The sequence below is a fragment of the Oligosphaera ethanolica genome (genome assembly GCF_030814695.1).
Taxonomy (GTDB): domain Bacteria; phylum Verrucomicrobiota; class Lentisphaeria; order Oligosphaerales; family Oligosphaeraceae; genus Oligosphaera; species Oligosphaera ethanolica.
Map to the genome: position 1 here is coordinate 5398573 of NZ_JAUSVL010000001.1, position 25404 is coordinate 5423976.

Sequence of the window (25404 nt, forward strand, 5' to 3'; positions counted from 1 at the left end):
TTGTCTTGTCTGGATATTCACCACCGCAAGCCCCCTCTTATTCATGAGCACCACGTCCAGCCCCAATCCCCTGCAGTACCTAATCGCCGCCGTGCGCAATGACGGCGATATCGGCCGCGTTCTTAAGAGCAAGGTCAGCGTGGTCTTCCTGCTCTCGGGTGATCTCTGCGTGCTCGAAGAACAATGCCAGGCCCTCCGTGAGGCCAACAAGCAGGTGTTTCTTCACATGGACTTGGTCGAGGGACTCAAAAGCGACGCCAGCGGCATCCGCTTCGCCGCGCAGCGCTTCCACCTCACCGGCATCATCAGCACCAAGGCGGCATGCATCAAGCTGGCACGCGAAGCAGGACTGCATGCCATCCTGCGCGTCTTCGTGCTGGACTCATCCGCCCTGCGCAACGGCCTGCAGCACGCCCAGCTCTGCCACCCGGACTCCGTCGAAGTCCTCCCAGGCGTATCGGAAAAGATCATCCGCCTGGCCGCCAGCCAATTTGCCGTCCCCGTCATCGCCGGCGGCCTCATCGAAGACGCCCAAGACGTGCAACGCGCCATAAACGCCGGTGCCGCCGCCGTCTCCACCAGCAACTGGAAACTCTGGACCTGAACCCGCACCCGCTGCTCACAACACCCCCGCATCACGCGATACAGCGGCTGGAAGCCGCCGCTCGCAACCAACATAAAACACCGTGACCATCGCGAGCACCGCTCAATAAAGCCGCCGTTGTACACTGCAACCGCAACTATTCTTGCCGGCGCAGTTCCGCGCGATGCAGCGGCTGGAAGCCACTGCTACTTTACGTGCTACCGGTCAGTAACCACCCGGTGTTTTCCCCTCCGGGGTGGTTCCTTACCGATTTCGTCTCGCGGCCGTGGAGTGGGCGTCTCGCCCACTCCGACAAGACGGCTCATTAAACCGTCCTCGTCATCCACGCCGACCGTACCCGGCCCGTCTCTCCCCCGCTGCACGAGCCGTGCGCACAGCGGCTTCCAGCCGCTCCTACTCTGGCGGAAGGCTATCCGAAAAGGCCCCAGACAACTTTTGCCTGTCAAGACAGCCTTCATCCGGCGTTCCTCTGTTTATAAACCGGCGTTTTTTTTGACCATAAATAGGCTATAACTGCCAAAAAAACAACGTAGAAAATGTACAGCCCATTCTACTGCCTGCTGACGCTCAGCGCCTTGCGGCTGTCGCGAAGCGACAGCCGCAAGGCGCTGAGCTGAAAAATGGATAGGTAGGGGAGCGCGAGGGGGAGGAAAGGAGCAATGCTCCTTTCCTCCCCCTCGCAAATCCTAGCTATGCATTTTGGACAAGCTCTAGCGGTATGCCGCCAGAGTCGCATAGCTGGCACGGATGCCCTCCGCAGCCCAGAATTCCACATGACCATCAACGAACAGCAGGTTGGAGCCCTTCTGGCCATGACGGGTATAGCTCGGGGTCGCAAAGGTGATGGTACCGTAGTTGTACCATCCCGGCATGCCCGCATTGCACGCGTAAGCGACATCGTTGGTCCCCGTGGCGATCCAATGCCGGCAATCAGCAAAGGACACAGTCTGCGCCGGCTCTTTGAAGGACGAGTCCACCCGGTTCGACACGTTGGAATTGTAGCCGTACTGGGTGATGAGCTGGTTGTTCAGATTTTCAGCCTTGTCGTTGTTCTTGCCGGTCGGACAGTTGAGCATCTTCATGTCGCCGATGTAGTCTTTGATCAGCACCCGCCAGCGGTTCGCATTACCATTTTCAGGCGCATAACCGCCAATAGACAGCCAGTAGGCCAGGTCCACCGACGACGCCATTGTCATGTTGCTGTTGTCGCCATTGTACATCTGCCAGCCAAGGCCGATCTGCTTCATCTGGCTCGTACAAGTAATGCTCCGTGCCTTGTCCCGCGCCTTCGCCAAAGCTGGCAAGAGCATCGCCGCCAGGATCGCTATGATCGCAATCACTACCAGTAACTCAATCAACGTGAACATCACCAGAGTTTTGCCGCCGCTGCGCATAAGGACCCCCTTTGTTTGCTTGGGATTCACTCGGCCGGGCGATGGCACCTACAATACAGCGCCGGCGCCACGGTCTTCATTGCTGGTAAGTCAGCCACACCGCCTGTTGAGCTAAAATCGTCAGATAATTGTGAAATTCAACATGACCGTCGGAAAACAGCAGATTCGAGCCGTTGGCATGGCGATACCACGCCGGACTCGGATAGGGCTCACTCGAAAAACTCGGCCAGGTACCACGGTGTGCCGCATTGCCCGCGTAAGGCATGTAATTCGTACCGCCATCGCAAAGCCAAAACACACAGTCGGAAAAAGCTATGGTGTTTGACGGCTTGGTAATCGACGAATCAATCTTGCTTTGTATCTTGCTGTTGTAACCATAGTGATGCGTCAGCTGGTTGCTCATCGTGTCCGCAGACGTCACGGTCAGATTGCCATTGGGACACAACAAGGTCTTCTTATCACCAATATAGGGAATCAACAGCATCCGCCACTTATTCGTGTTGGTGTTGGTGCTGCCAAACTCACTCAGCCACCGCGCCGCGTCAATATCATGGGCCATGGTCATGTTATTGTGGTCGCCGTTGTAAATCTGCCAGGACAGACCGATCTGCTTGAGCTGGCTGGTGCACGATATCGTCCGCGCCTTGTCCCGTGCTTTCGTCAGAGCCGGCAACAGCATCGCCGCCAAAATCGCTATGATCGCAATCACCACCAGGAGCTCAATCAGAGTAAATGTCCGTGTTTTTTTCATTTGCCTTAGCCCTACTATTGTTGGATTCCACTATACTGCCCCACATGAGTCGATTATGGGAAGGCGTCTGTTGGCCTACACACTGTATCTTTGCTAGTATATCAAATGCCACTGGTGAAAACAAGGCCAGTCTTGCCATATTTTTTGCCGCAATTCTGATAATTCTGATATAACTCCGCAATGAACAGCACGGGCGACTGCCAACGGCATATATTATCCCCTCGTGCAACCAGGCGGTAACCGTTTGCCTGGCGACTCATTTGCCCACTATCTTCACCCGCCTTCCGCCCCGAAAGTGATTTGTGATCATGTCGTTTTGGCAACCCAGCCTTCCATACAACGCCTTTCTCTGCCGCTACAACGAAATCGGCACCAAGGGCCGCAACCGCGTCCGTTTCGAAGAACAACTCGCCGACGGCTTGCAGCGCAGTCTGGCGCCCATCGGCCCACTACGCGTCATCTTCGAACACGGACGCATCATCCTCCAGCCCAAGGATGGCCGCGAGCCACTAGACGCGGCGGGACTAGCCCTGCTGCGCCAGCGCGTCCCCGGCATCGCCGGCGTGTCGTCCATCTCGCCGGGCTTCCTCGTCAAACCCACGCTCGCAGCCATCGAGGAGGTCATTGAAAACTCTTTTCCGGCTGTATGCGAAGCCTTTCTCGCCCAAGACCCGCCACCCGTACCGAGCTACGCCATGCGCGCGCGCCGCAGCGACAAACGCTTTCCGATGGACTGCCAGCAGGTGGAAACGCACTTCGCCCGCACGCTCCTGCCGCGCTACCCGCAGTTGCATCTTGATCTCAAAAACGCCAATTTCGTCGTCGAGGTCGAAATCCGCAAACTGCGCGCCTTTGTGAGTTATGAGCGCATTGACGGCCCCGGCGGCCTTCCCGCTGGCAGCAGCGGCCGAGTGCTGGCACTCTTGTCGGGCGGCATCGACTCGCCGGTGGCCTGTTTTCAGATGATGCGGCGCGGCTGCATGGTCGATTACATCACCTTCCACAGCGAGCCCTACACGCCGCCGGCCTACATCACCAAACTCTGCGGCATCGCCCGCAAGCTCAATGACTACCAGCGCCGCGGCCGCTTGGTCACGGTGAACCTCCTACCAGCGCAGCTGGCCATCCGCGACCACTGCCGCAGCCGCCACCGCACGGTGCTCTACCGACGCTTCATGCTCCGCATCGCCAGCATTGTCGCGCGGGCCTTCAACGCCGAGGCGCTGGTCACCGGCGACAACATCGGCCAGGTCGCCAGCCAGACCCTCAGCAATATGGCGGTCATCAATGCCGCCACCGACATGATGGTCCTCAGGCCCCTGCTCACCTTTGAAAAACTCGAAACCACCGACATCGCTCAGCGCATCGGCACCTTCGCCCTCTCCATCGAAGACGTCCCCGACAGCTGCACGGTATTCGCCCCCGACGATCCCGCTACCGCCACCGAACTCGACCGCATCCGCGAAGATGAACAAAACATCGACATTGACGCGCTGCTCGCCGAATGCCTGCAGCAGACGTTCATCGTCAATCCGCGCTCGTTCTCACAGCATCCATTCAACGAAAGCGAGAACAATTGAACGCTGAAACACACGGCTGCGCGACCAGTTCACAACAGCGCCGTCGTAATCGGTCACTTATGGATACGCAGTTATCGCCAGCGCCCCCACCTACGCCCGAGAGGGGACATGACTCCGAGGGATTGTCGCTCACTGCGGCGACAAAGCGGGCATCCCAGTAACGAAATCGGTTCGCCGAAATTCACAACGATGAACACCCAAATCACACCGGCAAGACAGCTGAAATCATCCTGATCCACAATTTGCTGTCATTCGGTGCTTTTTATGCTTGCCAATAGACGATTTTTTGGCTATTTTGCCTGCGGTTCTTGAAATCAGCCCCCCCACCGTAGGGGGCCCCCATCCTATGGTCGCGCGCGCGAAACAGACTTCGCTTGAGCTGGGGACCACACAGTATCAATAGCTCCTATGAAACACGCTGCCGCAAAGGTCGGCGGAAATCAAGGTCGAATGGCTGGGCGGCGGCGGGCCGTGGGTTTCCGGCAAATTGTCCCCGCTGTTTTTCCCCGCCGGGGTGGTTACTCCTATGAAACCGATGCTCTTCATTTAACGGTATCCATGGCACTTGTTGTTCCAACCAAGCAGCCTTTTCTCGTCGTGCATTTCCGCCGCGAAGCGGCAGAAGCGCTGAAAGCGCGAAACATACCAGCCCAGGGCAAGCGGCGCCGAAGGCGCGCGCCGCCCTGGGTAGCGCGCCATATTGGTCCGTGTTCCTCAGCCTCTTTGGCTTCAGTCGGCGAAGCTGACTGGAGCCAAAGAGGCAATGGAACTCATTAATTGCTGCGGCAATTTTGCGCTGTGACCCTTCGTCGCAGGTCTTTTAGGCCGCCCCTTGTATAGTGGCGTCATTGACACCTGTGTGTCGATAGCCACTGCGATTTTCCCCGTAATTCTCTTGGGAGAACCAAGTAACAAGGAGCGGCAAATGGCTACGTATAAGTATCAAAGAGGTTATCCACGAGGCGCCCTATGCATAGTCTCTATGCGTCCTGAAGGTTGTGGTACCTCTTTCTTTTTTCCGGTGTATGTTGTCTTCTCTTCTCTTCTCTTCTCTTCTGTTCCGCCTTTGGAGTCGTGTTATCAGGCGCTTTTTTGTGTTTCGCACACAAAAAAGCACGGCCGTGCCTGCCTGTGGCCCATGAGTAACTATTCAGTTCCTCAGCCTGAAGATTAGGCGGCACGACCGTTACCGTGCAGTGCAATAATGGCCGTATTCACCATCTTTGGGGAAACTCCCCGCATAGACAAGGTTGGCCTTGCACGCACACTTCCAACACTATAGCAGCAAGCGGAGAAGTAAGCCATGCTTAGCGAACATATAATCTGGGTCGGTCTTGATGTCGGCAAAAAAGATACCGTCTGCGCCATAGACTGGCTTGACGATAACCAGGAATTGAACAGGAACAAGGGGTTGACCTCCCTGGCGGTCAAGCACATCACCAACACGCGTGAAGGCGTGAAAGATTTCTTCACCTGGTTGAAGGCGAATCGAAAGCATATTGAGGAACGGTTGCATCCGCAGCGCAAGGTTGTGTACCGGCTGGTGATGGAATCGACGGGATGTTATTCATACCGTCTGATCAAACAGTTAAAGGCGGCGAAGCCCGATAGTTATATTGCGCTCATCAATCCAGCCAAAGTGCCTGCCTTCAAGAAGTTCAACGATATCGAAAGCAAGACGGACAAGCTGGACGCCCAATGCCTGGCGAGGTTGGGTACCACGCAAAAGCCGGACGCCATGTATGAAATGCCGGCAGACTACGCGGGGCTCAAGCGTTTAACCAGAATGAATGCCAGTTTGACCAAAATAAGCACGATACTCAAGAATCAGCTGACGAACCTGGATGATCCGGGCGAACGTCAGATCTTTCAAAATCTTTTGAAGAGCGTGGAAGAACAACTGGACTGTCTCGTGGTGAAAATAAGGGAATACCTGCGGAGCCACGCCGCCCTGCAGGAACGCGTCACCAAGCTGGATTCGATTCCCGGGATAGGAATGATCATAGCGGCTACTCTCATCGCCGAATACGGGCCGGAAGACCGTTTCCAAAACATCCGGCAGGTCGTGAGCTTTGCCGGCATGAACCCGAAGAACAAGTGTTCCGGCACGTCTGTGAAATCCACCCGCTTGTCCAAGCAAGGAGCGCCGGTCATTAGGCAGATGCTCTACATGGCCACCCTCACCGCCCAGGCGAGAATACCCATCTTGGATGCATTGTCCAAGCGTTTGACGAATCTTACCCCCATGCAGAAGCGCTGCGCCGTCATGCGCAAGTTGCTGATGATCTGCTGGTCGGTGCTATGCGGCACGGAAAATTACATGGAGTATCAGCCTTCAAGCAAGAAGTTGGTTCCCTATGAAGCACCGGCAGCAACCAAACGTCGGATTAAGCGGGAAAGAAAAAAAAGGAGTTTTTCACCCGAAAATGACGCTGATTGAGTTGACAAAAGCATACCATCTTCAGGGCTCTCTTGGGATGGGGCACCTTACCCAGGGCGGCGCGCGCCTTCGGCGCCGCTTGCCCTGGGCTATCTTAGGGCGCACCTTCGGTGCTCAAAACCTCGGCGAATGATCTTGTGCATGGTTACCAATCAACTCATGGCCGGCGATTGCCGCATGCTATGTGAAGAGCATTGCTCCTATGAAATCCGCTGCCTGGTTAGCCACCTATGTGTAATGGCTGGGTGGCGGCGGGCCGTGGGTTTCCTGCAAATTGTCCCAGCGAAGCGCCGGGGTGTACACTGACCGATTACGCGCCGTCAGCTTTTCGCCGGCGGCGAGTCCTCCCAGGGCAGCGCCGCAAAAGCCGGCAGGGCAAAGAGTTTGTGGTTGGCCTTGGGAAACGCATATTCTGCCAGTGCTTCCCGCGTTACCCACACATGCGGACGCTCGCAGCGCAGACGCGACTGCCGCACGCATGCTGACTCGCAGACAAAAACGTGCAGGCGTAGGTGAAAATGGCTGTAGTCATGCTTGATCACGCCCAGTGCCTGCCCGGCCTGTACACGCAGCCCCGTCTCCTCCCGCACTTCCCGCGCCACAGTCTCCTCGGGGGTTTCCCCCGCCTCAATCTTCCCGCCGGGGAACTCCCACAGGCCACCCAGCATCTGTTCCGCCGAACGTTGCATGATCAGCAATCGCCCACGCTGGAAAATCAGTCCCACGGCCACCTCGACTGTCGGCAAGGCCTGCCGCGCGCGTTTGCGCGGATAGTCCGTCGTCGCCCCCAAGGCCAGCGCCCGGCACCACTCGCGCAGCGGGCATTCCAAGCAGCGCGGCTGCCGGGGCAGGCAAATCAGCGCGCCCAGTTCCATCTGCGCCTGATTGAACGCCGATGGATCAGCCACCCGCCGAATTGTCTCCAGCAGCGACTCGTATAGACGCTTTTTCACCGCCGCGTTGCCAATGTCGTCCGGCAACGCCCGCAGCCGCGCCTGCACGCGCAGGACATTGCCATCCACCACGGGAAAATGCCGTCCGAAAGCGATGCTGGCTATCGCCGCCGCGGTATAGGCGCCAATGCCCGGCAGGGCCGCCAGAGCGTCAAAGTCATCAGGCACGCCACCGCCTTGCGCCACGATGATCCGGGCGCATTCCTGCAGACGCCGTGCCCGGGAATAATAGCCCAGGCCCTCCCACTGCTTCAGTACCGCATCGCTGTCGGCGGCGGCAAGTGATGCCAGGTCGGGAAAGGCGCGCAGAAAACGCTCAAAATAAGGCAGCACCGTCGCCACCTGCGTCTGCTGCAGCATGAACTCGCTCACCAGCACCCGGTACGGCGTCGGCGCCGACCGCCACGGCAAGACCCGCTGATGCGACGCATACCAACGCAACAACGCCGGTACCCAGGTCGCGATGCCAAACTCATCCGCTATACTACCCTGTTCCAAATGACTCTCCTGAAAAAGGAAACCAACTTTCGATCCGACCGATCCGTCCGATCATTCCGCGTAGGGGCGGACCGATGTGTCCGCCCCAGCCCGATCCGTCCGATCCGCCCGATCCGCCCGCGATAAAAGACAGCCGATCCGTCCGATCCGTCCGATCCGTCCGATCATACCGCGTAGGGGCGGACCGATGTGTCCGCCCCAGCCCGATCCGTCCGATCCGTCCGCGATAAAAGACAGCCAGATTCGGCCCGGAGGGCCGCACCATGCATAACCCTGGGTGAGGTGCCCGAAGGGCGCCGCAACCCAGGGTAAAAGGAATAAAAAAGACCTGCGCCCGGAGGGCGCCACACTCACCAAACGTCCGAGCAACCAACAACGGCCTGCGGTAACTTTGGGCACTAAAAACGCAACCAAACACCGATCAGACCGCTCCGTCCGCCCAAAATCCGCCGTTTGCGCCATACTATAGCAATAACTGGCCAAGCCGTAGACAATGCCGCGCGTCTAATTATACTAAGCCACTACGGAGCGCCACGTCCATTTCCCACTCTACCCCCACTATTTTCACCCGGGAGCCCCTTTTATGAAACACCTTACCCTGTCCCTGTCCTTATTCATTTGCTGTTCTGCCTGCCTGTGCGCCGCATCGACCATGCGCAGTATGAGCGTCGATCGCCGCGACGGCGTTCTCCGCTGGGACGACGACAAGAGCGAGGTCGCGCTCTTCGGCGTCAACTACTACCCGCCCTTCTCAGTGGACTACCGTGCCATCAAGGCACTCGGCCTCAATCACGAAGACATCATCCGCCAAGACGTCGCCCACTTCGCCCGCCTCGGCCTGGACGCCATCCGCCTCCACTGCTGGGACCGCGAAATCAGCGACCTCGACGGCAATCTCGTCGATAACGAACACCTGCGCCTCCTCGATTTTCTCATCGACGAATGCGCCAAACACGGCATCTACACCGTACTCACGCCCATTGCTTGGTGGGGCACCGCGCAGGAGTACAAAGGCTTCGCCACCCAATACCAAACCATCCGCGAAATGACCACGCAAAAAGACGCCTGGGAGAAACAGGCGCGCTACCTCGAGCAGTTCGCCAACCACGTGAACCGCTACCGCGGCAAACGCTATGCCGACGACGAAGCCGTCGCCGTCTTCGAGCTCATTAACGAACCCCTCTATCCCGACGGCACCAGCGACGACCTGGTCACCGACTACATCAACACCCTCGCCAACGCCGTCCGCAAAACCGGCACCCGCAAGGGCATCTTCTACAACACCTGGGCAAATCGCATCCAGGCCTGTGCCAATGCCGACATCGACGGCGTCTCCAATGTCTGGTACCCCACCGGCCTGGTCGCCGGTCGCATGCTCAGTGGCAATCACCTCGCCCGCGTCAATGACTATCCGTCCCTGCGCGACGAACGCCTCGCCAAAAAAGCCAAAATCATCTACGAATTCGACGCGGCGGACGTCCACACCAGCTACCTGTACCCGGCCATCGCCCGCGAATTCCGCCATTCCGGCGTGCAGATCGCCACGCAATTCCAGTATGACGCCATGGCCCTCGCCGACAGCAATTGCAACTGGAAAACGCACTACCTCAATCTTGCCTACACCCCCAGCAAAGCCCTGAGCTTCGCCATCGCCGCCGAGGCTTTCCGCTCTATCCCCTGCGGTCAAGACTACGGCACGCTACCCGAAAACCAGCGCTTCGCCAACGCCCGCCTTGATCCCGACGCCGACCTCAGCGAATGGCTCAGCGACAACAGCTTCTTGCATTCCAATTCAACCAGCAGCGCCCCGCCGGCACCACACAAACTCACCCGCGTCTGGGGCGTCGGCTCCTCGCCCGTCGTCCGCTACCAGGGCAACGGCGCCTACTTCCTGGACAAGGTCGCCGACGGCGATTGGCTGCTGGAAGTCTATCCCGACACCGTCATGCTCCGCGATCCCTACAGCGGCAGCCAAACACATCAAGGCAGCCCCACCGAAAAAGTCCGACTGGTATTTCGCGACAATAGCATGCAGCTCAGCCTCCCAGACCTCAAAGGCGACTTGATCTTGCAGCAGCTTGCCGGGCCGAAACGCCAGCCCACCGCCATCCCCGGAACATCTCGCGCCATCGCCGGCGACGCGCCCTTCCCGGTCAGCCCCGGCTGCTACCGGCTCTGCCGCCAAGACCGCAGCACGCAATCGCCCACCATTCCCCCAAGCATCCGCGCCGATTTCGTGCTGCCCCCGCAGCCGACGACCAAGAACGACGTGGCCCTGCGGATCACCCTGCCAATCCAGACACTCGCCGATGAACGCGCCCTGCCCGTGGTCGCCGAAGGCGTCCTCGCTCATGACGACGACCGCCTCACCCTCGTGCTCACCCAGGGCCGCAGTGGTAATATTACCCGCATGCCCATGGAGCCCGATCCGAGCCGCCGCAACCACTGGCTAGCCAGCGTCAATGGCAAGGGCCTCGGCGGCGCCGGCCGCTACCAGGTCCGCATCGAAGTCAGCGGCAAAGACGGCGTCACCAGCTTCCCGGGCGGCCTGCCCCTGCCCACCGATCCGCGCGCCATGACCGACCCGCTGCCCCTCATCGACCTCACCCAGCCCGTCAAGCTGCCAGAAACCGTCACTGATGAGCAGGGCCCGCTCTTCCAAAACAGCCAAGATACCCAGGCCGGCGTCCTCCGCATGGACGCCCGGACCTACGCCGCCAAGCCCGATCATTCCAGTCTCTTCGTTCCCTTCACGCCCGCAGCCATCGCAGCCATGCCCACCGCCGCGGCCAGCGCCAATGCCCTCCGCGTCACCCTGCGTGGCGGCCCCCAAAGCAACCGCGTGGAGCTGTCGCTCACCCAGGATGACGGCCAGAGTTTCTGCACCATCCTGCCCGTGGGCAGCACCTGGAGCACCCATACCGTGCTCATCGCCGATCTCCGACCCCATGTCAGCGCCACCGCCAAAGAAATCAGCCTGGATAAGGTGAACCAGCTGCGGCTCATCGCCGGCAAATGGCTCTATAAAGACGCCGCCGACCAGCCACACAGCATCGAAATCAAGGACTGCTCGCTCATCTACAGCCTGCCCAACCTCAGCATGGTCGTCCTTGACGAGCCCCTGCAGCCAATCATCGCCGAGTTCTCTGCCCCGCGCCATCGCGAGGTCCGCGCGGGCCACAGCACGCACATTGTCGGTCGCGACCAGGACAGCTTCGCCACCCTGCTTGGCTCCCAGGGCTTCAACGCAGCCGGCTCCCATGTATCCATCAATGTGTCCGTGCCCGAATGCGCCCGGGCCATCCTGCAGGACCACCAAGACTTCAACACCCTCATTCTTGTCGCCCGCGCTGTCTACCCGTGGTCCAAGCGCCTAGAGCTGGTCATTAATGAGCTGGACGGCACCCCCTGGGGCACTCAAGCCATCACCCTCGGCACCGACTGGCAGGATATCCACATCCCCATCAAAAGCCTGACTTTCTTCAAACACTGGCAGCCCAGCTGCCCACCCGACCGCGGCGGGGAAAACGATGGCCTCCGCGTGCAAAACATCAATCGCGTCAGCTTCTGCTACGGCCAGTGGCTCCTCGGTGACGACGCCGGCAAAATCCAGGGCATCGCCATCCAGGAACTCCGCCTCGCCAATATCCCCGAACAGCCTTGAACAACCCCGCTAACCAAAGGAACCGCGCCATGATCACAGTCACCCGATCGCTCATCGCCGGACTTTGCCTCGCCGTCGCCACGCCAAGCATGGCCGACATGATTGTCGCGCGTCGCGGCCATCCCGCCGCCTGCAGCATCGTCCACGCAGACGACGCGCCGCCGCCCATCGTCCTGGCCGCCAAGGAACTACAGGACTTCGCCCGCCAGATGACCGGCGTGGAACTGCCCATCATCAGCGATGCAGTCGAACTCCCCGCACAGGCCATCCTCGTCGGCACCAGCCGCCACAGCACCGGCGTACCAGGCGCTGCTGGCGCCATGGCCACTCTCGGCGCCGACGGCTTTCTCCTGCGCCGCAGCGGCCCGCACCTGCTCATCCTCGGCGACGAACGCGGCACGCTCTACGGCGTGTACGAGCTGCTGGAGCGCGCCGGCTGCCGCTGGTACGCATCCTGGCACAGCCATATCCCCCACCTCGATCAATGGGCGATCACTGACGACCTGAACGTCACCGAACGGCCGGCCTTCCGCATGCGCGAACCCTTCTGGTTCGATATGTTCAATACCTTCCAGGCGCTGCGCAACAAGTGCAATGGCAACGCCATGCGCCTCGGCCCCGAGCACGGTGGCCGCGTCCGCTTCGGCGCCGGCATGTTCTGCCATACCTTCGACCGACTCATGCCACCCGACGAATTCTTCGCCAGCCACCCGGAATACTTCAGCGAAATCGGCGGCAAACGCCTCCGCGATCACAGCCAGCTCTGTCTGTCCAATCCCGACGTCCTCCGCATTGTCACCGAACGGACTCTCGCGAACATCCGCAAAGATCCCGACGCGTCCATGTTCAGCGTCAGCCAGAACGACTGGCGCAATCCCTGCGCCTGCGCCAACTGCCTGGCCTTGCGCGAGCAGTACGGCAACGAAGCCGGCGTGCTACTGTGGTTTGTCAACCAAGTCGCCGAAGCAGTCGAAAATGAATTCCCGAATGTACTCATTGAGACCCTAGCCTACCAATACACCCGCGAGCCGCCCCAAAACATCCGCCCCCGCCACAATGTCATGCATCGGCTCTGCACCATCGAATGCGATTTTGCCCGACCCATCGACCAGAGCGATGACCCGCAAAACCAGAAATTCGTCACCGACATCAAAGGCTGGAGCGCCATCACCGAACAACTCTTCATCTGGGACTACGTCACCAACTTCCGCCACTACCTCGGCCCACACCCCAACTTCAAGGCGCTGCAGGGCAACGTCAAATTTTTCCGCGACAACCACGTCATCGGCGTCATGGAACAGGGCGCCTACCAGGGCTACCACGCCGAATTCGCCGAGCTGCGCGGCTGGCTCCTCGCCAAGCTGCTATGGAATCCCGACGCGGACATGGCCGCGCTCCTGGACGACTTCTTCAACGGCTACTACGGCCCCGCCGCCCCCCTCGTCCGCCAGTACTTCGACGCCCTTCAGGCACTGGTCGATCCACCCGAAAACAAGGTCAAGATATTCCATCCCCTGACCATGCCCTGGTACAGCGACGAATTTTTCCTCTGGGCCACCGACATCTGGCTGCAGGCCGAAGAAGCCGTCAAAGACCAGCCGGCTTTTCTCGACAATGTCCGCAAAGGCGCCATACCCGTCTATTATGCGCGCGTCGAACGCATGACGGCCCCGGCTATCTCCTTCCGCTGGCAAGACGAACAGGTTCTGCCCCGGGATGTCCCCGAGGACTACCGCCAGCTGGTCAGCGCCCTCCTGGACCGTATGGACGGCAAACGCCCTATTCGCGTCTGTGAAAACGCCGATAACCACGCCGCGCTCCTCGCCAAATGGCGCCGCGCCGTCAAAGGCATCGCTGTCAACACCATCAGCAGCGGCCCTTTCCGCGTCAGCATCGCCCCCGCCATGAACGGCTGCGCCGGCATTTTCAAAGACGGCAACAGCGAGAACTACCTCGACAGCGACTACGGCACGTCTTTCTCCCTGAAAGGCATCACGTTGCCATGGCAAGCAGCACCCCAGTTGTTCAGCGTCAAGGACGAACGCCCTGAGCACCTGAATCTATCCTTCACCCTGCGCAACCAGTACCGCATCGACCGCGTCTTCACGTTAGACGCCGACGGCCTTAGCGTCCAAAACAGCGTCAGCAATCTCAGCCACGAACGGGCGCTGCCACTCGAGCCCGTCACGGGTTTCGCCCTGGCCCTCGGCGGCAGCAGCCACCTCTGCTGGCGACTCGACGACGGCCCCTGGCAGAATCTCGTCAGCCCCGGCGACGCCCGTTTCGCCATGAACGCCATCCGCAGCGACAAGCTCACCACTGCCCGGTCCTTCACCGTTGCTTCACCCCACAGCGGCCGCGGCATGCGCTTCGCCATGGCCGCAGGACACGACCGCATCGTCATCCAGACCCGCGCCGACCGCGACAGCGCCACCGTCTCCTTCGTGCAGTCAGCACAGGCCCTCGCCGGCGCCGCCACCCACAGCTGCAGCTACACCCTCCTGCCCATGGCCACCATCACCGGCTTGCCGGCACCCATCGCCGTCACGCTTTTGCCCCCCGAACAGCAACGCATTGTCTTGGAGGACTGCTTCCTGCCCATCGGCCACCCCGGCTCCTGGGGCGACCACGGCAGCGATGCCCGCGCCGAAGACGGCGCCGCACTGATCCTCACCAACACCCACTACGAATGGTGCTCGCAACTCAAACCCGACCTGACCCTCTTTGCCCCCCAACAGCCCTACCGAATCCGCGCTCGCGTCCGCATTGAAAAAGCCCGCCCCGACGGCCTGGCATTCTGGGCCGGCATCTACGACGCCGGCAAAAAACAGTCCGTCAGTCATCACATTTTCACCAACCTGGCCATTGCCGACGACAACTACCACTGGTATGACATCGGCCCCGCCAACAACGCCTGGATTCCCGCCAAAGACCAGTACGTCTGGTTCGGCCCCGGCCAATTCGATAAAGAGAAAGAAAGCAGCGCCATCAAAGCCGTCTATATCGACAAAATCGAATTCATTCCCGTCATCAACTGACACCACACACACGCCGCCAGCAACGGGCGGACAAACAAGCCCGCCCCGACAAATTCGCGCCTCGCGTGAGAAATAAAGATTCGCGCCTTCGCGCCTTCGCGGGAGAAAATAAGATTCGCGCCTTCGCGCCTTCGCGGGAGATAATGCCTTCGCGCCTTCGCGCCTTCGCGGGAGAAAAAATAAGATTCGCGCCTTACACCGGCGGCTTGAATTGCCGCGCAGCGGCAAGACATGCCGCCAACAGCAGGCAGACACACAGGTCCCCCCCGACAGATTCGCGCCTTCGCGGGAGATAATGCCTTCGCGCCTTCGCGTCTTCGCGTGAGAAAAAAAGATTCGCGCCTTCGCGGGAGAAAAAATGATCTAGTAGCCCCACCGCTCGGCTACAGCCGTCGCGAGAAGAAGAGGCCATTATGCGAAGACGCCCGGCAGGGGGTGTTGGCAGCGGGGGCAGCGGCCGTTATCGAGGTGCTTCTGGCGCACCAGGAAGCCCCTGCGGGCGATGAGCAGCTGTCCGCATTGTGGGCAGAGGGTGTCTTCCTGCCGGACACCGCCGCAATCATTGCCGGTATAGACGAAACGGAGACCTGCCTGCCTGCCCCGCTCCACGGCGGCGGCGATGCGCTCGGGCGGTGTCCGCTCCGGCTCGGCCGGCATCTTGTAAGTGCTGAAGTACGCGGAGACATGCCAGGGGATGTCCGGCGACACCCCGGCAATGAAGTCGGCGATCTGGCGCAGCTCGGAGTCGCTGTCATTGAAACCCGGCACGACGAGGGTGGTCACTTCAATCCACACGCCGGCGGCATGCATGGCGCGGATGCCGGCGAGCACCGGTGCCAGACGTCCGCCGAGCGAGCGATAGCCCTCGTCGCTGAAGCATTTGAGATCGAGATTAGCGGCGCTGACCAGCGGCGTCAAGCAGGCCAACGCCTCTTCGGAGAAGAAGCCATTGCTGACCAGACAGCCGTGGATGCCCTCGGCCTTGGCCAGTGTCAGCACGTAGGCGGTCCATTCGATGCTCACCAGCGGCTCGTTGTAGGTTGAGGCGATGGCCCGGACGTTGTGGTTTTTTGCCAGTTCGATCATACGTTCGGCGCTGCAAGGCTGCATCCGCGCATCGGCCAGCGGGTCCTTGCCGACCTGCGAACAATGCCAGTTCTGACAGAAAGCACAACTGAAATTGCAACCCAGGGTACCAAAGCTCAGAACGCGTTCCTCCGGCAGAAAATGAAACAGCGGCTTCTTTTCCATCGGGTCCAAGGCCAGGCCGGAGACCTCGCCCCACGGCACCTGCAGGTCGCCATGGACCACGCGCCGCACGCCACAAATGCCGGCCTGGCCTTCGCCAAGCCGGCAATGATGCGCACAGGCCAGGCATTGCACCTTGCCAGTCGCGGCGTCTCGGGTCATCATGATGTCCGGTCGCATGGCCACGTCTCCTCATAACCGAAGTGCTGTCAATGTGCGAACTCGACCGCTATCGACTGCAATCGACTGCAATCGCCCGCTATCGACTGCTATCGACTGCAATCGACTGCAATCGCCCGCTCTCGCCCGCTCTCGACTGCTCTCGACTGCTCTCGACTGCTCTCGACTGCTCTCGACTGCTCTCGACTGCTCTCGACTGCACTCGACTGCCATCGACCGCTCTCGACCGCCGCCGGGACGGAGCGCTCCCAGGAGTCCAAGAAGTCCCCAATCAGTCCCCTGAGTCCAATGCGTCAATCCCCACGGTCCAGAAAGTCCCCACGGTCCAATCCATGGGATCATGCCTCATGGGTCAGTGAGTCCTCGTCCCAGCGCCGCCGTCAAGCGGTCGCCTCTTACAGATTCTTCGCCCAAGCCGCCACATCATCCAGCGGCGCGTTCCACGCCACGCCCAAGTGCGCGCTGCGCTTGAGGATATCCAAGGTTTTTGGCGCCGCCGTCGCGTCATAGCAGGCGTCGCGGCCCTCGGGCGTCAGGAAAGGATTGACGTCATCGCGATAGGCGCGTTTCTCCACCAGCGGCGGCCAGTTGGTGTAGATGTGCCGGCCGGCGGTATCGAAGATGTTTTTGACGCCCGAACGCGCCGAGAACGCCTGAAAGTCCTGCTCACTGGGGAAGACCAGCGCCATGGACACGGCATTGGCCGGATCGTGATGCGGCGCTATGCGGTAGCGGCCCTGCTCCTGGATGACCTTCGTCGCCAGCGCCACGCGTTCGCGCCACATCGCCATGCATGGGTCCAGGCGCTTGAGCTGTTCGAAAATAAGCGCGCCCTCGATCTCCGAAGCGCGGTAATCCTGGCCCGCAAAATAGGGTATTTTGATGGCCGCGTCGTAGGATTGCACGAAGGTACCGGCGTCATGCCAAAGCCTGGCGCGATCGAACAGCTCGTCGTCGTCCGTCAGCACCGCGCCGCCCTCGCCACAGGTGATATTCTTGTAGTTGTTGAAACTGAAGGCGCCGATGCGGCCGATGCTGCCCAGGCGGCGGCCCTTGTAGATCCCGCCGACGGCCTGGCAGGCATCTTCCACCACCGGAATGCCGTGTTTGTCGGCAATCGCCATGATGCGGTCCATATTGCAGGGCCGGTTGTTCATGTGGATGACCATGATTGCCTTCGTACGCGGCGTGATCTTGCGTTCGAGGTCGTCGGGGTCCATGGTCAGCGACTCGTCGATTTCCACCAGCCGCGGGACCGCCCCCAGCAGCATCGGCGCCAGCGGCGTCGAAATCCAGGTGTATGCCGACACTAGCACTTCGTCGCCTTTGCCGATCCCCAGCGCGACCATATCGCAGATCAGCGCACTGGTGCCGGAATTGACCATCAGCGCATGCTTGACGCCAACCATCTCGGCCAACGCCCGTTCCGACCGGGCCAGATAGCCATCGGTCTTGCCTTGAAAACGCGTCAGGATGCCTCGGCGAATGGTATCGGCCACGGCGTTGATTTCTGCTTCACCAATTTCGAACATGGCTCAGTCCTTTCTTTTATTGATCGTCTGTCACTGGCTTTTCAGGTGTAATTACCAGTCCGTTCCAAGCACGCGTTCAACGTTGCGGTAGAGGATGTTCTTGATATCGTCGTCGCCAATGTCGGCTGATATCACGCCGCCGGTGACTTGGTATTCATCAAACCACGGCAGGTCCGTGCCGTAGATGATGCGCTCGCTACCGACATCGCGCACCAGCCGTTCGATGATGCCACGCAATCCCGGCACCGCCGTCAACTCCAGATAGCAGTTGCCGGGGGCTTCGACGATGCAGCGCCGCGACCAGTCCCAGTCGCCGAAGATGCTATGGCCATGAAAAAAGATCACGTTGGGATAGCGCTGCGAAAGCTCCAGCAGCTGTGGGCCGCCGCAATAGGGCACGCCGCCCCAGGTGTGATTCAGCACCGGCAGATGCCGCTCACTGGCGAATTTGAGCGCGTATTCGTAGCGGCGGTCCGTCACCGCCACCTGGTGGTAGGCCGACAGCATCTTCAGGCCAATCGCAAAGGGCCATTTGTCGAACAGCGCCAGGTCCTCTTTGATGAATTCCGGGTAATGCGGATTGATGGCCACGTACATGCGCAGGCGTTCGCTGCAGCCTTCCACAATCCGATGCACCGCCGCGTTACGCATGGAGCCCATGAGTGCCGAATGATGGGAAAAGACGAGCCGGCGGACGCCGATGCGCGCCAGGTGGGCGTCCATCGCCGGCGCTTCGCAACGCGCAAAATAGATTGCGTTATGCGCCCCCATGTGGCCATGCATGTCGTAAATGGGGAAGTCCGCGCGGCCATGCCGCCAGAATTGCTCGGCAACGGAACCCGGCTGTTCCCACAATGCTTGCGTTCTGCTCATGATAACTGCGCTCCTTCCAGCAGGCGGGCCAGATTACCACCGGCGATCAGTCGCGACCACGCATCGGCGATATTCGCGTGACGAATGGACAGCATGGTGCTGCCATGGTTCAACTCCGGAAAGCCGCTGCCATAGAGCAACCGCTCCGGCCCGTAGAGCTCGGCGAGATCCTTAATGCCCTCCGGCACCCAGTAGGTGGACAACTCCACGTGAAAGTGCTCGTAATGCTCAAGCAGCGGCCGGATGGCCCGGTCGGCGCCCCAGCGGCCCGTGTTCGCTAGTATGCAGGTATTGCGGGGGAAATCTGCCATGAACTGGTACAGGTCCGACCAGCGCGATGAATAATTTGGCAGTATGACGGGCACCCGCCGTTCCGCTGCGGCGTCCATCAGCTTGCCAATGCAGAGCCGGCTCGGCACCCAGCGATGCGCCCCGGGCGATAAGGTCAGCGCCCCAATCCGCTGCCGTTTCATCGCCGCAAAGAATTCGTCTGGCGGTGGCAGTTCGTGGCATTGCTCCGGGAGGATGCACCAGACCCCACAGAGTCGCGCGGCGGGATCCTCATTGGCTAGCATCACCGCCAGCTCCTCGTTGGTGACGACCGCGCCGTCAGGATCGATATTGATATGCCGCACCAGCGCCCGGTCTACGCCATTGCGGTCCATCTCTGCCAGCAAGGCCGGGATGGTCGCCGTCGCGGCGCCGCCATTCATCGGCAGACCGACCTGGCAATTGGCATCAAAAAACATCATGTCCCTCACAAACGCACCTCCTTCATTTGCACGCCCGAAGCGGTGTAAACCAAACACAACAACGGTAGAACCACGCGATGTCTTCCCTCAAGTATAACCCATCGCCAGTATTTGCAACGACCACACGCACAAAAAGAGGCGCTTCCCGGGCCGATCAGACCGCGCGTTCGCCCGCTGCATCCGTGCTTTCGCCGTTGAAAAAGGGCCTTTTTGGCCTTATTTTAAGTGTTTTGTCATGCCCCAGCCAGCGTCATGCCGGCGGCGACCGCCGGCGTGGTTGATTACAGCCCTGAAATCATGAGGAAAAGCGTATCATGAGCAAGATTTCTCCCCTCCAGAAGGCCCGTTCCGAGTACAGCCCGAAGCTGCCGCCGGTTTTGCAGGAATGCGGTCCTTTTGCGACCGCGCGTTTGGGCGAGCCGACGCAGTCCGTCGCGGATCAGGACGCCATTCGCCGTCTGTTCCCGGACACCTACGGCATGCCTGCGGTGACCTTCGCCTGCGGCGAGAGTTTTGACTGCGAGCCGATCAAGGCCGGCGTGATTCTTTCCGGCGGCCAGGCCCCCGGCGGCCACAACGTGATTGCCGGACTTTTCGACGGCCTGAAGGGCCTCAATCCCGACAGCCAACTCTTCGGTTTCCTGGGCGGCCCCAGCGGCCTCATCGACGACAAGTACATCATGATCACCGAAGAGCTGGTGGACAGCTATCGCAACACCGGCGGTTTTGACATGATCTGCTCCGGCCGCACCAAGCTGGAAAAGACCGAGCAGTTTGCGCAAGTGGCCACCAACTGCAAGAAGCACGGCATCACCGCCATCATCGTCATCGGCGGCGACGACTCCAACACCAACGCCTGCACGCTCGCGCAATACATGCTGACAGAAAAGACCGGCATTCGCGTCATCGGCTGCCCGAAGACCATCGACGGCGATCTGAAGAACGAGTGGATCGAAGTGTCCTTCGGTTTTGACACCGCCACCAAGGTCTATGCCGAGCTGATCGGCAATATCATGCGCGATGCCAACTCGGCCCGCAAGTACTGGCATTTCATCAAGCTGATGGGCCGTTCGGCCTCGCACATCGCCCTGGAATGCGCCTTGCAGACCCACCCCAACGCCTGCATCGTCTCCGAGGAAGTCGCCGCCAAAAAAATGTCCCTGCAAGAAATCGTGACCGACCTCACCAAGCTGGTGGTGAAGCGCGCTGATGCCAAGATGAACTTCGGCGTGGTGCTCATCCCAGAAGGCCTCATCGAATTCATCCCCGAAATGAACGTGCTGATCGCGGAATTGAACGACCTCCTCGCCAAGGAAGAGGCCGCTTTCAATGCCCAGGCCGACATGAGCGCAAAGATTGACTTTGTGGCCCAGCGCCTCAGCGCGGCCGCGGCTGGCGCCTTCAAGTCCCTGCCGGCCATGATCAAGGCGCAGCTGCTGGGTGACCGCGATCCCCATGGCAATGTCCAGGTCTCGAAAATCGAAACCGAGAAGCTGCTCATCGTCATGATCGAAGAACAGCTGGCGATAATCAACGCCGGCCGCGAAAAGGCCGTCAAATTCAGTTCGCAGGCGCATTTCTTCGGCTACGAAGGCCGTTGCGCCGCGCCGTCGAATTTTGATGCCGACTACTGCTACAGCCTTGGCTACACGGCGGCGGCGCTGCTGGGCGCGGGCAAGACTGGCTACATGGCATCGGTACGCAATGTCTATGCGCCAGCCAGCGAATGGGCCGCCGGCGGCATTCCGTTGACCATGATGATGAACATCGAACGCCGCCACGGCAAGGACGTCCCAGTCATCCGCAAGGCCCTCGTTGAGCTCGACGGCAAGCCCTTCAAGACCTTCGCCACCAACCGCGACGCTTGGGGCGCCGGTGTCGAATACGTCTATCCCGGCCCAATCCAATACTTCGGGCCGACCGAAGTCTGCGACCGCGTCACCGAAACCCTCGCCCTCGAACACGCCTGAGAAGTGAGTTAAAACGGCGTCTATTAGCGCCAGGAAATACGCCAGGGCGGCGGTTGCGTTCACCGCGACCGTCGCCCATTTCGTAGGTTGGAAAGAGAAGATGATATGAGCGATGACAGCCCCTGCGAAGAGTTCTCGCGGCTGCGCCTGTTGGTCGGCGAAGACGGCGTCGCGCTGCTGCGGCAGGCGCGGGTGCTGCTTGCCGGCGTCGGCGGCGTCGGTTCCTGGGCTGCCGAGGCGCTCGTGCGCGGCGGCGTCGGACACCTCACGATGATCGACTATGACCTCATCCGCCCCAGCAATATCAACCGGCAGCTCCACGCGCTCCATAGCACCGTCGGCCAGGAAAAAGCCCTGACCATGGCCGCGCGACTGCGCGATATCGCTCCGGACGCCGATCTCCGCGTGCGCAGTGAACGCCTGGACGCTGCCACGGCCGCGCAATGCGTCGCCGACGGCCCCTGGGACGTGGTTATTGACGCCATCGATGAACGACCGCCAAAACTGGCGCTGCTCGCGGCATGCTTGCACGTCGGCATACCAGTCATCTCCAGCATGGGCGCCGCCAACAAGCTGCTCGCTGGCGACATCCGCGTGGCGGATATCGCCGACAGCTACGGCTGTCCGCTGGCGAAGGTGATTCGCAAACAGCTGAAAAAGCTGGGCATCGACCACGGCATCCGCGTGGTTTTTTCGCCGGAAGGCCCCGTGCGACTGGAAAATGGCGAGTTCATCGGCAGCGACCGCGAAGAGGTCGGCGAGCGGCGGCCGCTGGGCACCATCTCCTTCATGCCAGCGCTTTTCGGCCTCCGCTGTGCCGCCGAAGCTATTGAGACCATCCTCCGCCCCCTGCCTCTCTCACGCCGCGGCGAAAGCTGACGGTCGTTTCAGCCAACGAGCATGCCCTTGGCGAGCTGGTCGGCGATGTCGCGCTTGCCCAGGCAGCGCACGAGCTCCAACGCGAATTCCAGCGACGCGCCAGGACCACAACCGGTGACGACCCGCCGGTCTTTCTCAATGCGCTTGCCGCTGTACTTTCCACCGATTTTCTGCTCGACCGACGGGTAGCAGGTGTACGCGTGGTCAGTCAACACCCCAGCCGCCTGCAACGCCAACGGCGCCGCGCAGATGGCCGTGGCCCAGCCGCCTTGGTCGTGAACGGCTTTAACCAGCGAACAGACGGCCGCACTGGCTGCCAGATTGGTCGCGCCGGGTAGACCACCGGGGAGAATGACCATCTGCAGCGCTTCGGCCTTCAGGTCGCCCACTTCGCAATCGCAGACGACCGGGATGCCGTGGGCGCCGACGACCGTTCCCTTGTTGCCGCCAACGGCGGCGACTTTCACGGTGAAGCCGGCGCGACGCAGGACGTCTATCGGCGTTACCGCCTCAATCTCCTCAAATCCCGGCGCTAACAGCAAGGCAATGGCTTGTTCCGACATGGCAAGGTCCTCCTCATGGGTGACGTGAATCCAATCGCGCCGCGAGGCCACAATCATGATGGGCAACGCGGCGCTGTTCAGCTAGCGCGAGGTCATTTCACGGGACGGACGAGCACCCGCAGGCGCTTGACGCGGTACTCACCCGCGTTGTTGTGGAATGTCCAGTCGCGGGTGCGCTTGGTGTTCTCAACGCCGGCCTTCGGGGAGCTGTTGCCAATGCCCAGATCGGCACTAGTGCCCGAACGCATGCAGTTGTAGGCGAAGATGGTCTGCTTGGCCGCGTAGTTATGCACCTGCATGGCGCCGTGGCCGATCGGCACGTCCGCTGATGCCTGATCACCAAAATCCCACACGTCGTTAGACGCGTTGGGTATGTTCGAAGCATTGGGCGGGCCGTAGTTGTTCGGGTAAAATTCAATGCAGCCGCTGTCCTGCAGCATCTCACCATTGACGATGCCGTCAACGTTGGATATCACCGTCAGGTTATTGACCTTCAGGGTGAAATTGGCCTTGTTCTCCGGCGTTGGCACGCCGATCAGAGTGATGTCGTCGGTAAACGCATCCATGGACGCATAGGCGTAACGGACGCCCTCCTCGGCCTTCTGCAGCTCCAAAAAATACGCCACGCGGTCGAATTTCCCGGTGAAGGCCTTGGACTCATCGACGTCATAGACGATTTTGCTGCCGCCCTTACCGATATCAAGATCATAGATCAGTTGGTAGTCCTTGACTTCGGCCACCTTGATGGCCAGGTAGTCGACCTTGGGCACGTCGCCGGCGCGGAACGCCCCAGCGGGCAGCCCGGCGGCATTGACTAGATTCGGCACGGAGTACTTGTGCCAGCTGAAACGCATGGCGCAGGGCGCCTTGACTTCCGGGTGGCTGAGCACGACACTCTGGCCGTCAATGACGGCATTGGCGACCGTGAAGTCGTTCTCCGGACCGGCGATCTCGAAACAATTCGGAACTTGGCCATCGCGAGTGCTCAGGCCATCGGCGTTCTTGAAGAACACGCGAATGGCATTGTCTTCGAGGGCCATGCGGTCAAAGGTCGGTCCGGAATAAACAACGTCGGGCATGCCGTAGGTCTTGGCCTTCGCAATCAAGGCAAGGCGTTTGCCGACATCCTGCTTGTTGCGGGGATGAATGTCCGTTGGATTGCCAATGTCGTTGATCACGGCCATGCCCACGCCGGGGATGTTTTCGCAGGCGGCCTGGGCTTCCCAGATCCTGCCCATGACATCGGAGCCCTTCTTGGGATCGCCATAGTTGTAGGGCGCCAGCTGCACAAAATAGAAGGGAAAGTCGCCCTGCTGCCAGATCTCGCGCCAGCCCTGCACCAGCGCCTTCTTCTTTTCGTAGTACATCATGCCATCGCCGAGGTTGGATTCGCCCTGATACCACAAAGCGCCGCGAAAGGCGTAGGGCACCAGGGGGCTGATCATGGCGTTGTACAATGTCGCCGGCTGTTGCTGCGGACTGGCGCTCAGGTGATACGGCCGCAGCGCCTCGGGATAGGCCGGCGCGGGCTTCAGCGCGCTCTGGTTCTGTAGCGAACCACGAGCCTCGTCCGTCCACGCCTGCAACTCGGCAAGATACTTGTTCAAGGCCTCTTTGTAGGGCTCGCTGGTGGGGTCCTTGAGGACGAGCTTGTCGTTGATGTCCTTGAGTGCTGGCACGCTCGCAAAGCCCACTGGCGGCGTCCACGGCTCAATGCGGGTGCCGCCCCAGGACGAATTGATCAAGCCGATGGCAATGCCCGGCAACGCATCCTTGAGCTCCCGCGCAAAGAAGTACCCGGCGGCGGTGAAACCGCCGACTGTGTCGGGACTGCATACGCGCCACTCGGCCTTGACGTCCTCCTCCGGGAAACCCGCCGTCGCTTTCCCAATCTTCACGTGGCGGATGTGGCCATTTTCCGCCGCCGCCAGCTTCTCGTTCTCGAAGTCATTGGAGTTTTGCACCACCCATTCCATATTGGACTGGCCGGAGCACAGCCACACCTCGCCGACCATGACGTCATTCAACGTGATGCTGTTTTTGCCGCTGACGACGAGGGCATACGGCCCCCCCGCTGGCAGCTCGGGCAGGCGCAGCTGCCATTTACCATCCGCAGCGGCCGTGGCCTCACCCTTGGCGTCGCCCAGACTCACGGCGACGGCTTCGCCCGCATCCGCCCACCCCCAGATCGGTATGGCCATCTCACGCTGAAAAACCATGTGGTCCGAGAAAAAACCCGGCAGACGAACATCCGCCCACGCGGCACTACAGGCGACCGCCAAAATCAACATGCTGCGCCGAAGTCTCGCTACTATAGACTTGTTCATGTCCGCTCCTCTGCAATGGGTTGGCCTCAAGATGCCCGAAAAGAACGCCGAAACAGCGCTTTTCAACATAACCCGCCAACACCATTTGGCCACGGCCACAACCCGCAAAATGCACAGGAGAGCGGACCGATCATCCGACTGATCCGACTGATCCGACT

General features: G+C 60.4%; 19 protein-coding genes. 8 read left to right on the top strand and 11 right to left on the bottom strand.

The genetic code is table 11. The features are described 5' to 3' along the window. Nucleotides 1–43 precede the first annotated feature (43 nt). Nucleotides 44–604 (top strand): glycerol-3-phosphate responsive antiterminator, encoded by a 561-nt coding sequence (locus tag J3R75_RS18680; protein WP_307264957.1) that lies wholly within the window; start codon nucleotides 44–46, stop codon nucleotides 602–604. A gap of 710 nt (nucleotides 605–1314) precedes the next feature. On the opposite strand, the gene J3R75_RS18685 is transcribed toward J3R75_RS18680, so the two are convergent. Together J3R75_RS18685 and J3R75_RS18690 are read right to left on the bottom strand one after the other, a co-directional pair. After that, a complete protein-coding gene (locus J3R75_RS18685; RefSeq protein ID WP_307264960.1) occupies nucleotides 1315–1998 on the bottom strand; it encodes a DUF1559 family PulG-like putative transporter in 684 nt (227 codons plus the stop codon). A 76-nt stretch (nucleotides 1999–2074) separates the two neighbouring features. Further along, nucleotides 2075–2749, bottom strand: coding sequence for a DUF1559 family PulG-like putative transporter (locus J3R75_RS18690; protein ID WP_307264964.1), 675 nt, complete (start codon nucleotides 2747–2749; stop codon nucleotides 2075–2077). A 308-nt stretch (nucleotides 2750–3057) separates the two neighbouring features. Between J3R75_RS18690 and thiI the strand changes: the two genes are divergently transcribed. Continuing rightward, entirely contained in the window at nucleotides 3058–4329 is a 1272-nt protein-coding gene (gene thiI / locus J3R75_RS18695) for a tRNA uracil 4-sulfurtransferase ThiI (RefSeq protein WP_307264967.1), read from the top strand. A 396-nt stretch (nucleotides 4330–4725) separates the two neighbouring features. On the opposite strand, the gene J3R75_RS18700 is transcribed toward thiI, so the two are convergent. After that, the gene (locus J3R75_RS18700; RefSeq protein WP_307264968.1) at nucleotides 4726–4875 is read right to left on the bottom strand and encodes a hypothetical protein; all 150 of its coding nucleotides are present in this window, start codon (nucleotides 4873–4875) and stop codon (nucleotides 4726–4728) included. Continuing rightward, nucleotides 4876–5028 (bottom strand): hypothetical protein, encoded by a 153-nt coding sequence (locus J3R75_RS18705; RefSeq protein WP_307264970.1) that lies wholly within the window; start codon nucleotides 5026–5028, stop codon nucleotides 4876–4878. It lies immediately after the preceding gene. 604 nt (nucleotides 5029–5632) lie between these two features. On the opposite strand from J3R75_RS18705, the gene J3R75_RS18710 reads away from it, so the two are divergent. Together J3R75_RS18710 and J3R75_RS18715 are read left to right on the top strand one after the other, a co-directional pair. Further along, entirely contained in the window at nucleotides 5633–6769 is a 1137-nt protein-coding gene (locus J3R75_RS18710; protein WP_307259701.1) for an IS110 family RNA-guided transposase, read from the top strand. A 141-nt stretch (nucleotides 6770–6910) separates the two neighbouring features. Then, on the top strand, nucleotides 6911–7075 hold the full coding sequence (locus tag J3R75_RS18715; RefSeq protein WP_307264973.1) for a hypothetical protein: 165 nt from the start codon (nucleotides 6911–6913) through the stop codon (nucleotides 7073–7075). Nucleotides 7076–7089: 14 nt separating this feature from the next. Here J3R75_RS18715 and mutY read toward each other — a convergent pair whose 3' ends face one another. Further along, nucleotides 7090–8220 (bottom strand): A/G-specific adenine glycosylase, encoded by a 1131-nt coding sequence (gene mutY / locus J3R75_RS18720; protein WP_307264977.1) that lies wholly within the window; start codon nucleotides 8218–8220, stop codon nucleotides 7090–7092. 583 nt (nucleotides 8221–8803) lie between these two features. On the opposite strand from mutY, the gene J3R75_RS18725 reads away from it, so the two are divergent. Both J3R75_RS18725 and J3R75_RS18730 read left to right on the top strand, forming a co-directional pair. Beyond that, nucleotides 8804–11884: a cellulase family glycosylhydrolase gene (locus tag J3R75_RS18725; protein ID WP_307264980.1), complete on the top strand. Its 3081-nt coding sequence runs from the start codon at nucleotides 8804–8806 to the stop codon at nucleotides 11882–11884. Nucleotides 11885–11913: 29 nt separating this feature from the next. Further along, entirely contained in the window at nucleotides 11914–14922 is a 3009-nt protein-coding gene (locus J3R75_RS18730; protein WP_307264983.1) for a glycoside hydrolase family 20 protein, read from the top strand. A gap of 411 nt (nucleotides 14923–15333) precedes the next feature. On the opposite strand, the gene amrS is transcribed toward J3R75_RS18730, so the two are convergent. The 4 genes from amrS to J3R75_RS18750 all read right to left on the bottom strand — a co-directional run bounded on the left by amrS (nucleotide 15334) and on the right by J3R75_RS18750 (nucleotide 19507). Next, complete coding sequence (gene amrS, locus J3R75_RS18735; RefSeq protein WP_307264986.1) at nucleotides 15334–16350, bottom strand: AmmeMemoRadiSam system radical SAM enzyme; 1017 nt, start codon at nucleotides 16348–16350, stop codon at nucleotides 15334–15336. Between the two features lie 395 nt (nucleotides 16351–16745). After that, nucleotides 16746–17882 (bottom strand): DegT/DnrJ/EryC1/StrS family aminotransferase, encoded by a 1137-nt coding sequence (locus J3R75_RS18740; RefSeq protein WP_307264989.1) that lies wholly within the window; start codon nucleotides 17880–17882, stop codon nucleotides 16746–16748. A 51-nt stretch (nucleotides 17883–17933) separates the two neighbouring features. Further along, complete coding sequence (locus J3R75_RS18745) at nucleotides 17934–18755, bottom strand: amidohydrolase family protein (RefSeq protein ID WP_307264992.1); 822 nt, start codon at nucleotides 18753–18755, stop codon at nucleotides 17934–17936. Next, nucleotides 18752–19507 carry an amidohydrolase family protein gene (locus tag J3R75_RS18750; RefSeq protein ID WP_307265558.1) on the bottom strand — a complete coding sequence of 252 codons (756 nt, stop codon included), beginning with the start codon at nucleotides 19505–19507 and terminating at the stop codon, nucleotides 18752–18754. Before J3R75_RS18750 ends, J3R75_RS18745 begins: the two co-directional genes overlap by 4 nt. Nucleotides 19508–19821: 314 nt before the next feature. Between J3R75_RS18750 and J3R75_RS18755 the strand changes: the two genes are divergently transcribed. Both J3R75_RS18755 and J3R75_RS18760 read left to right on the top strand, forming a co-directional pair. Next, on the top strand, nucleotides 19822–21477 hold the full coding sequence (locus tag J3R75_RS18755) for a diphosphate--fructose-6-phosphate 1-phosphotransferase (RefSeq protein ID WP_307264995.1): 1656 nt from the start codon (nucleotides 19822–19824) through the stop codon (nucleotides 21475–21477). Between the two features lie 105 nt (nucleotides 21478–21582). Further along, nucleotides 21583–22356: a tRNA threonylcarbamoyladenosine dehydratase gene (locus J3R75_RS18760; protein WP_307264997.1), complete on the top strand. Its 774-nt coding sequence runs from the start codon at nucleotides 21583–21585 to the stop codon at nucleotides 22354–22356. Nucleotides 22357–22364: 8 nt separating this feature from the next. On the opposite strand, the gene J3R75_RS18765 is transcribed toward J3R75_RS18760, so the two are convergent. After that, complete coding sequence (locus J3R75_RS18765) at nucleotides 22365–22919, bottom strand: DJ-1 family glyoxalase III (RefSeq protein ID WP_307264999.1); 555 nt, start codon at nucleotides 22917–22919, stop codon at nucleotides 22365–22367. 92 nt (nucleotides 22920–23011) lie between these two features. Next, nucleotides 23012–25246, bottom strand: coding sequence for a sialate O-acetylesterase (locus J3R75_RS18770; RefSeq protein ID WP_307265002.1), 2235 nt, complete (start codon nucleotides 25244–25246; stop codon nucleotides 23012–23014). Nucleotides 25247–25404 lie beyond the last annotated feature (158 nt).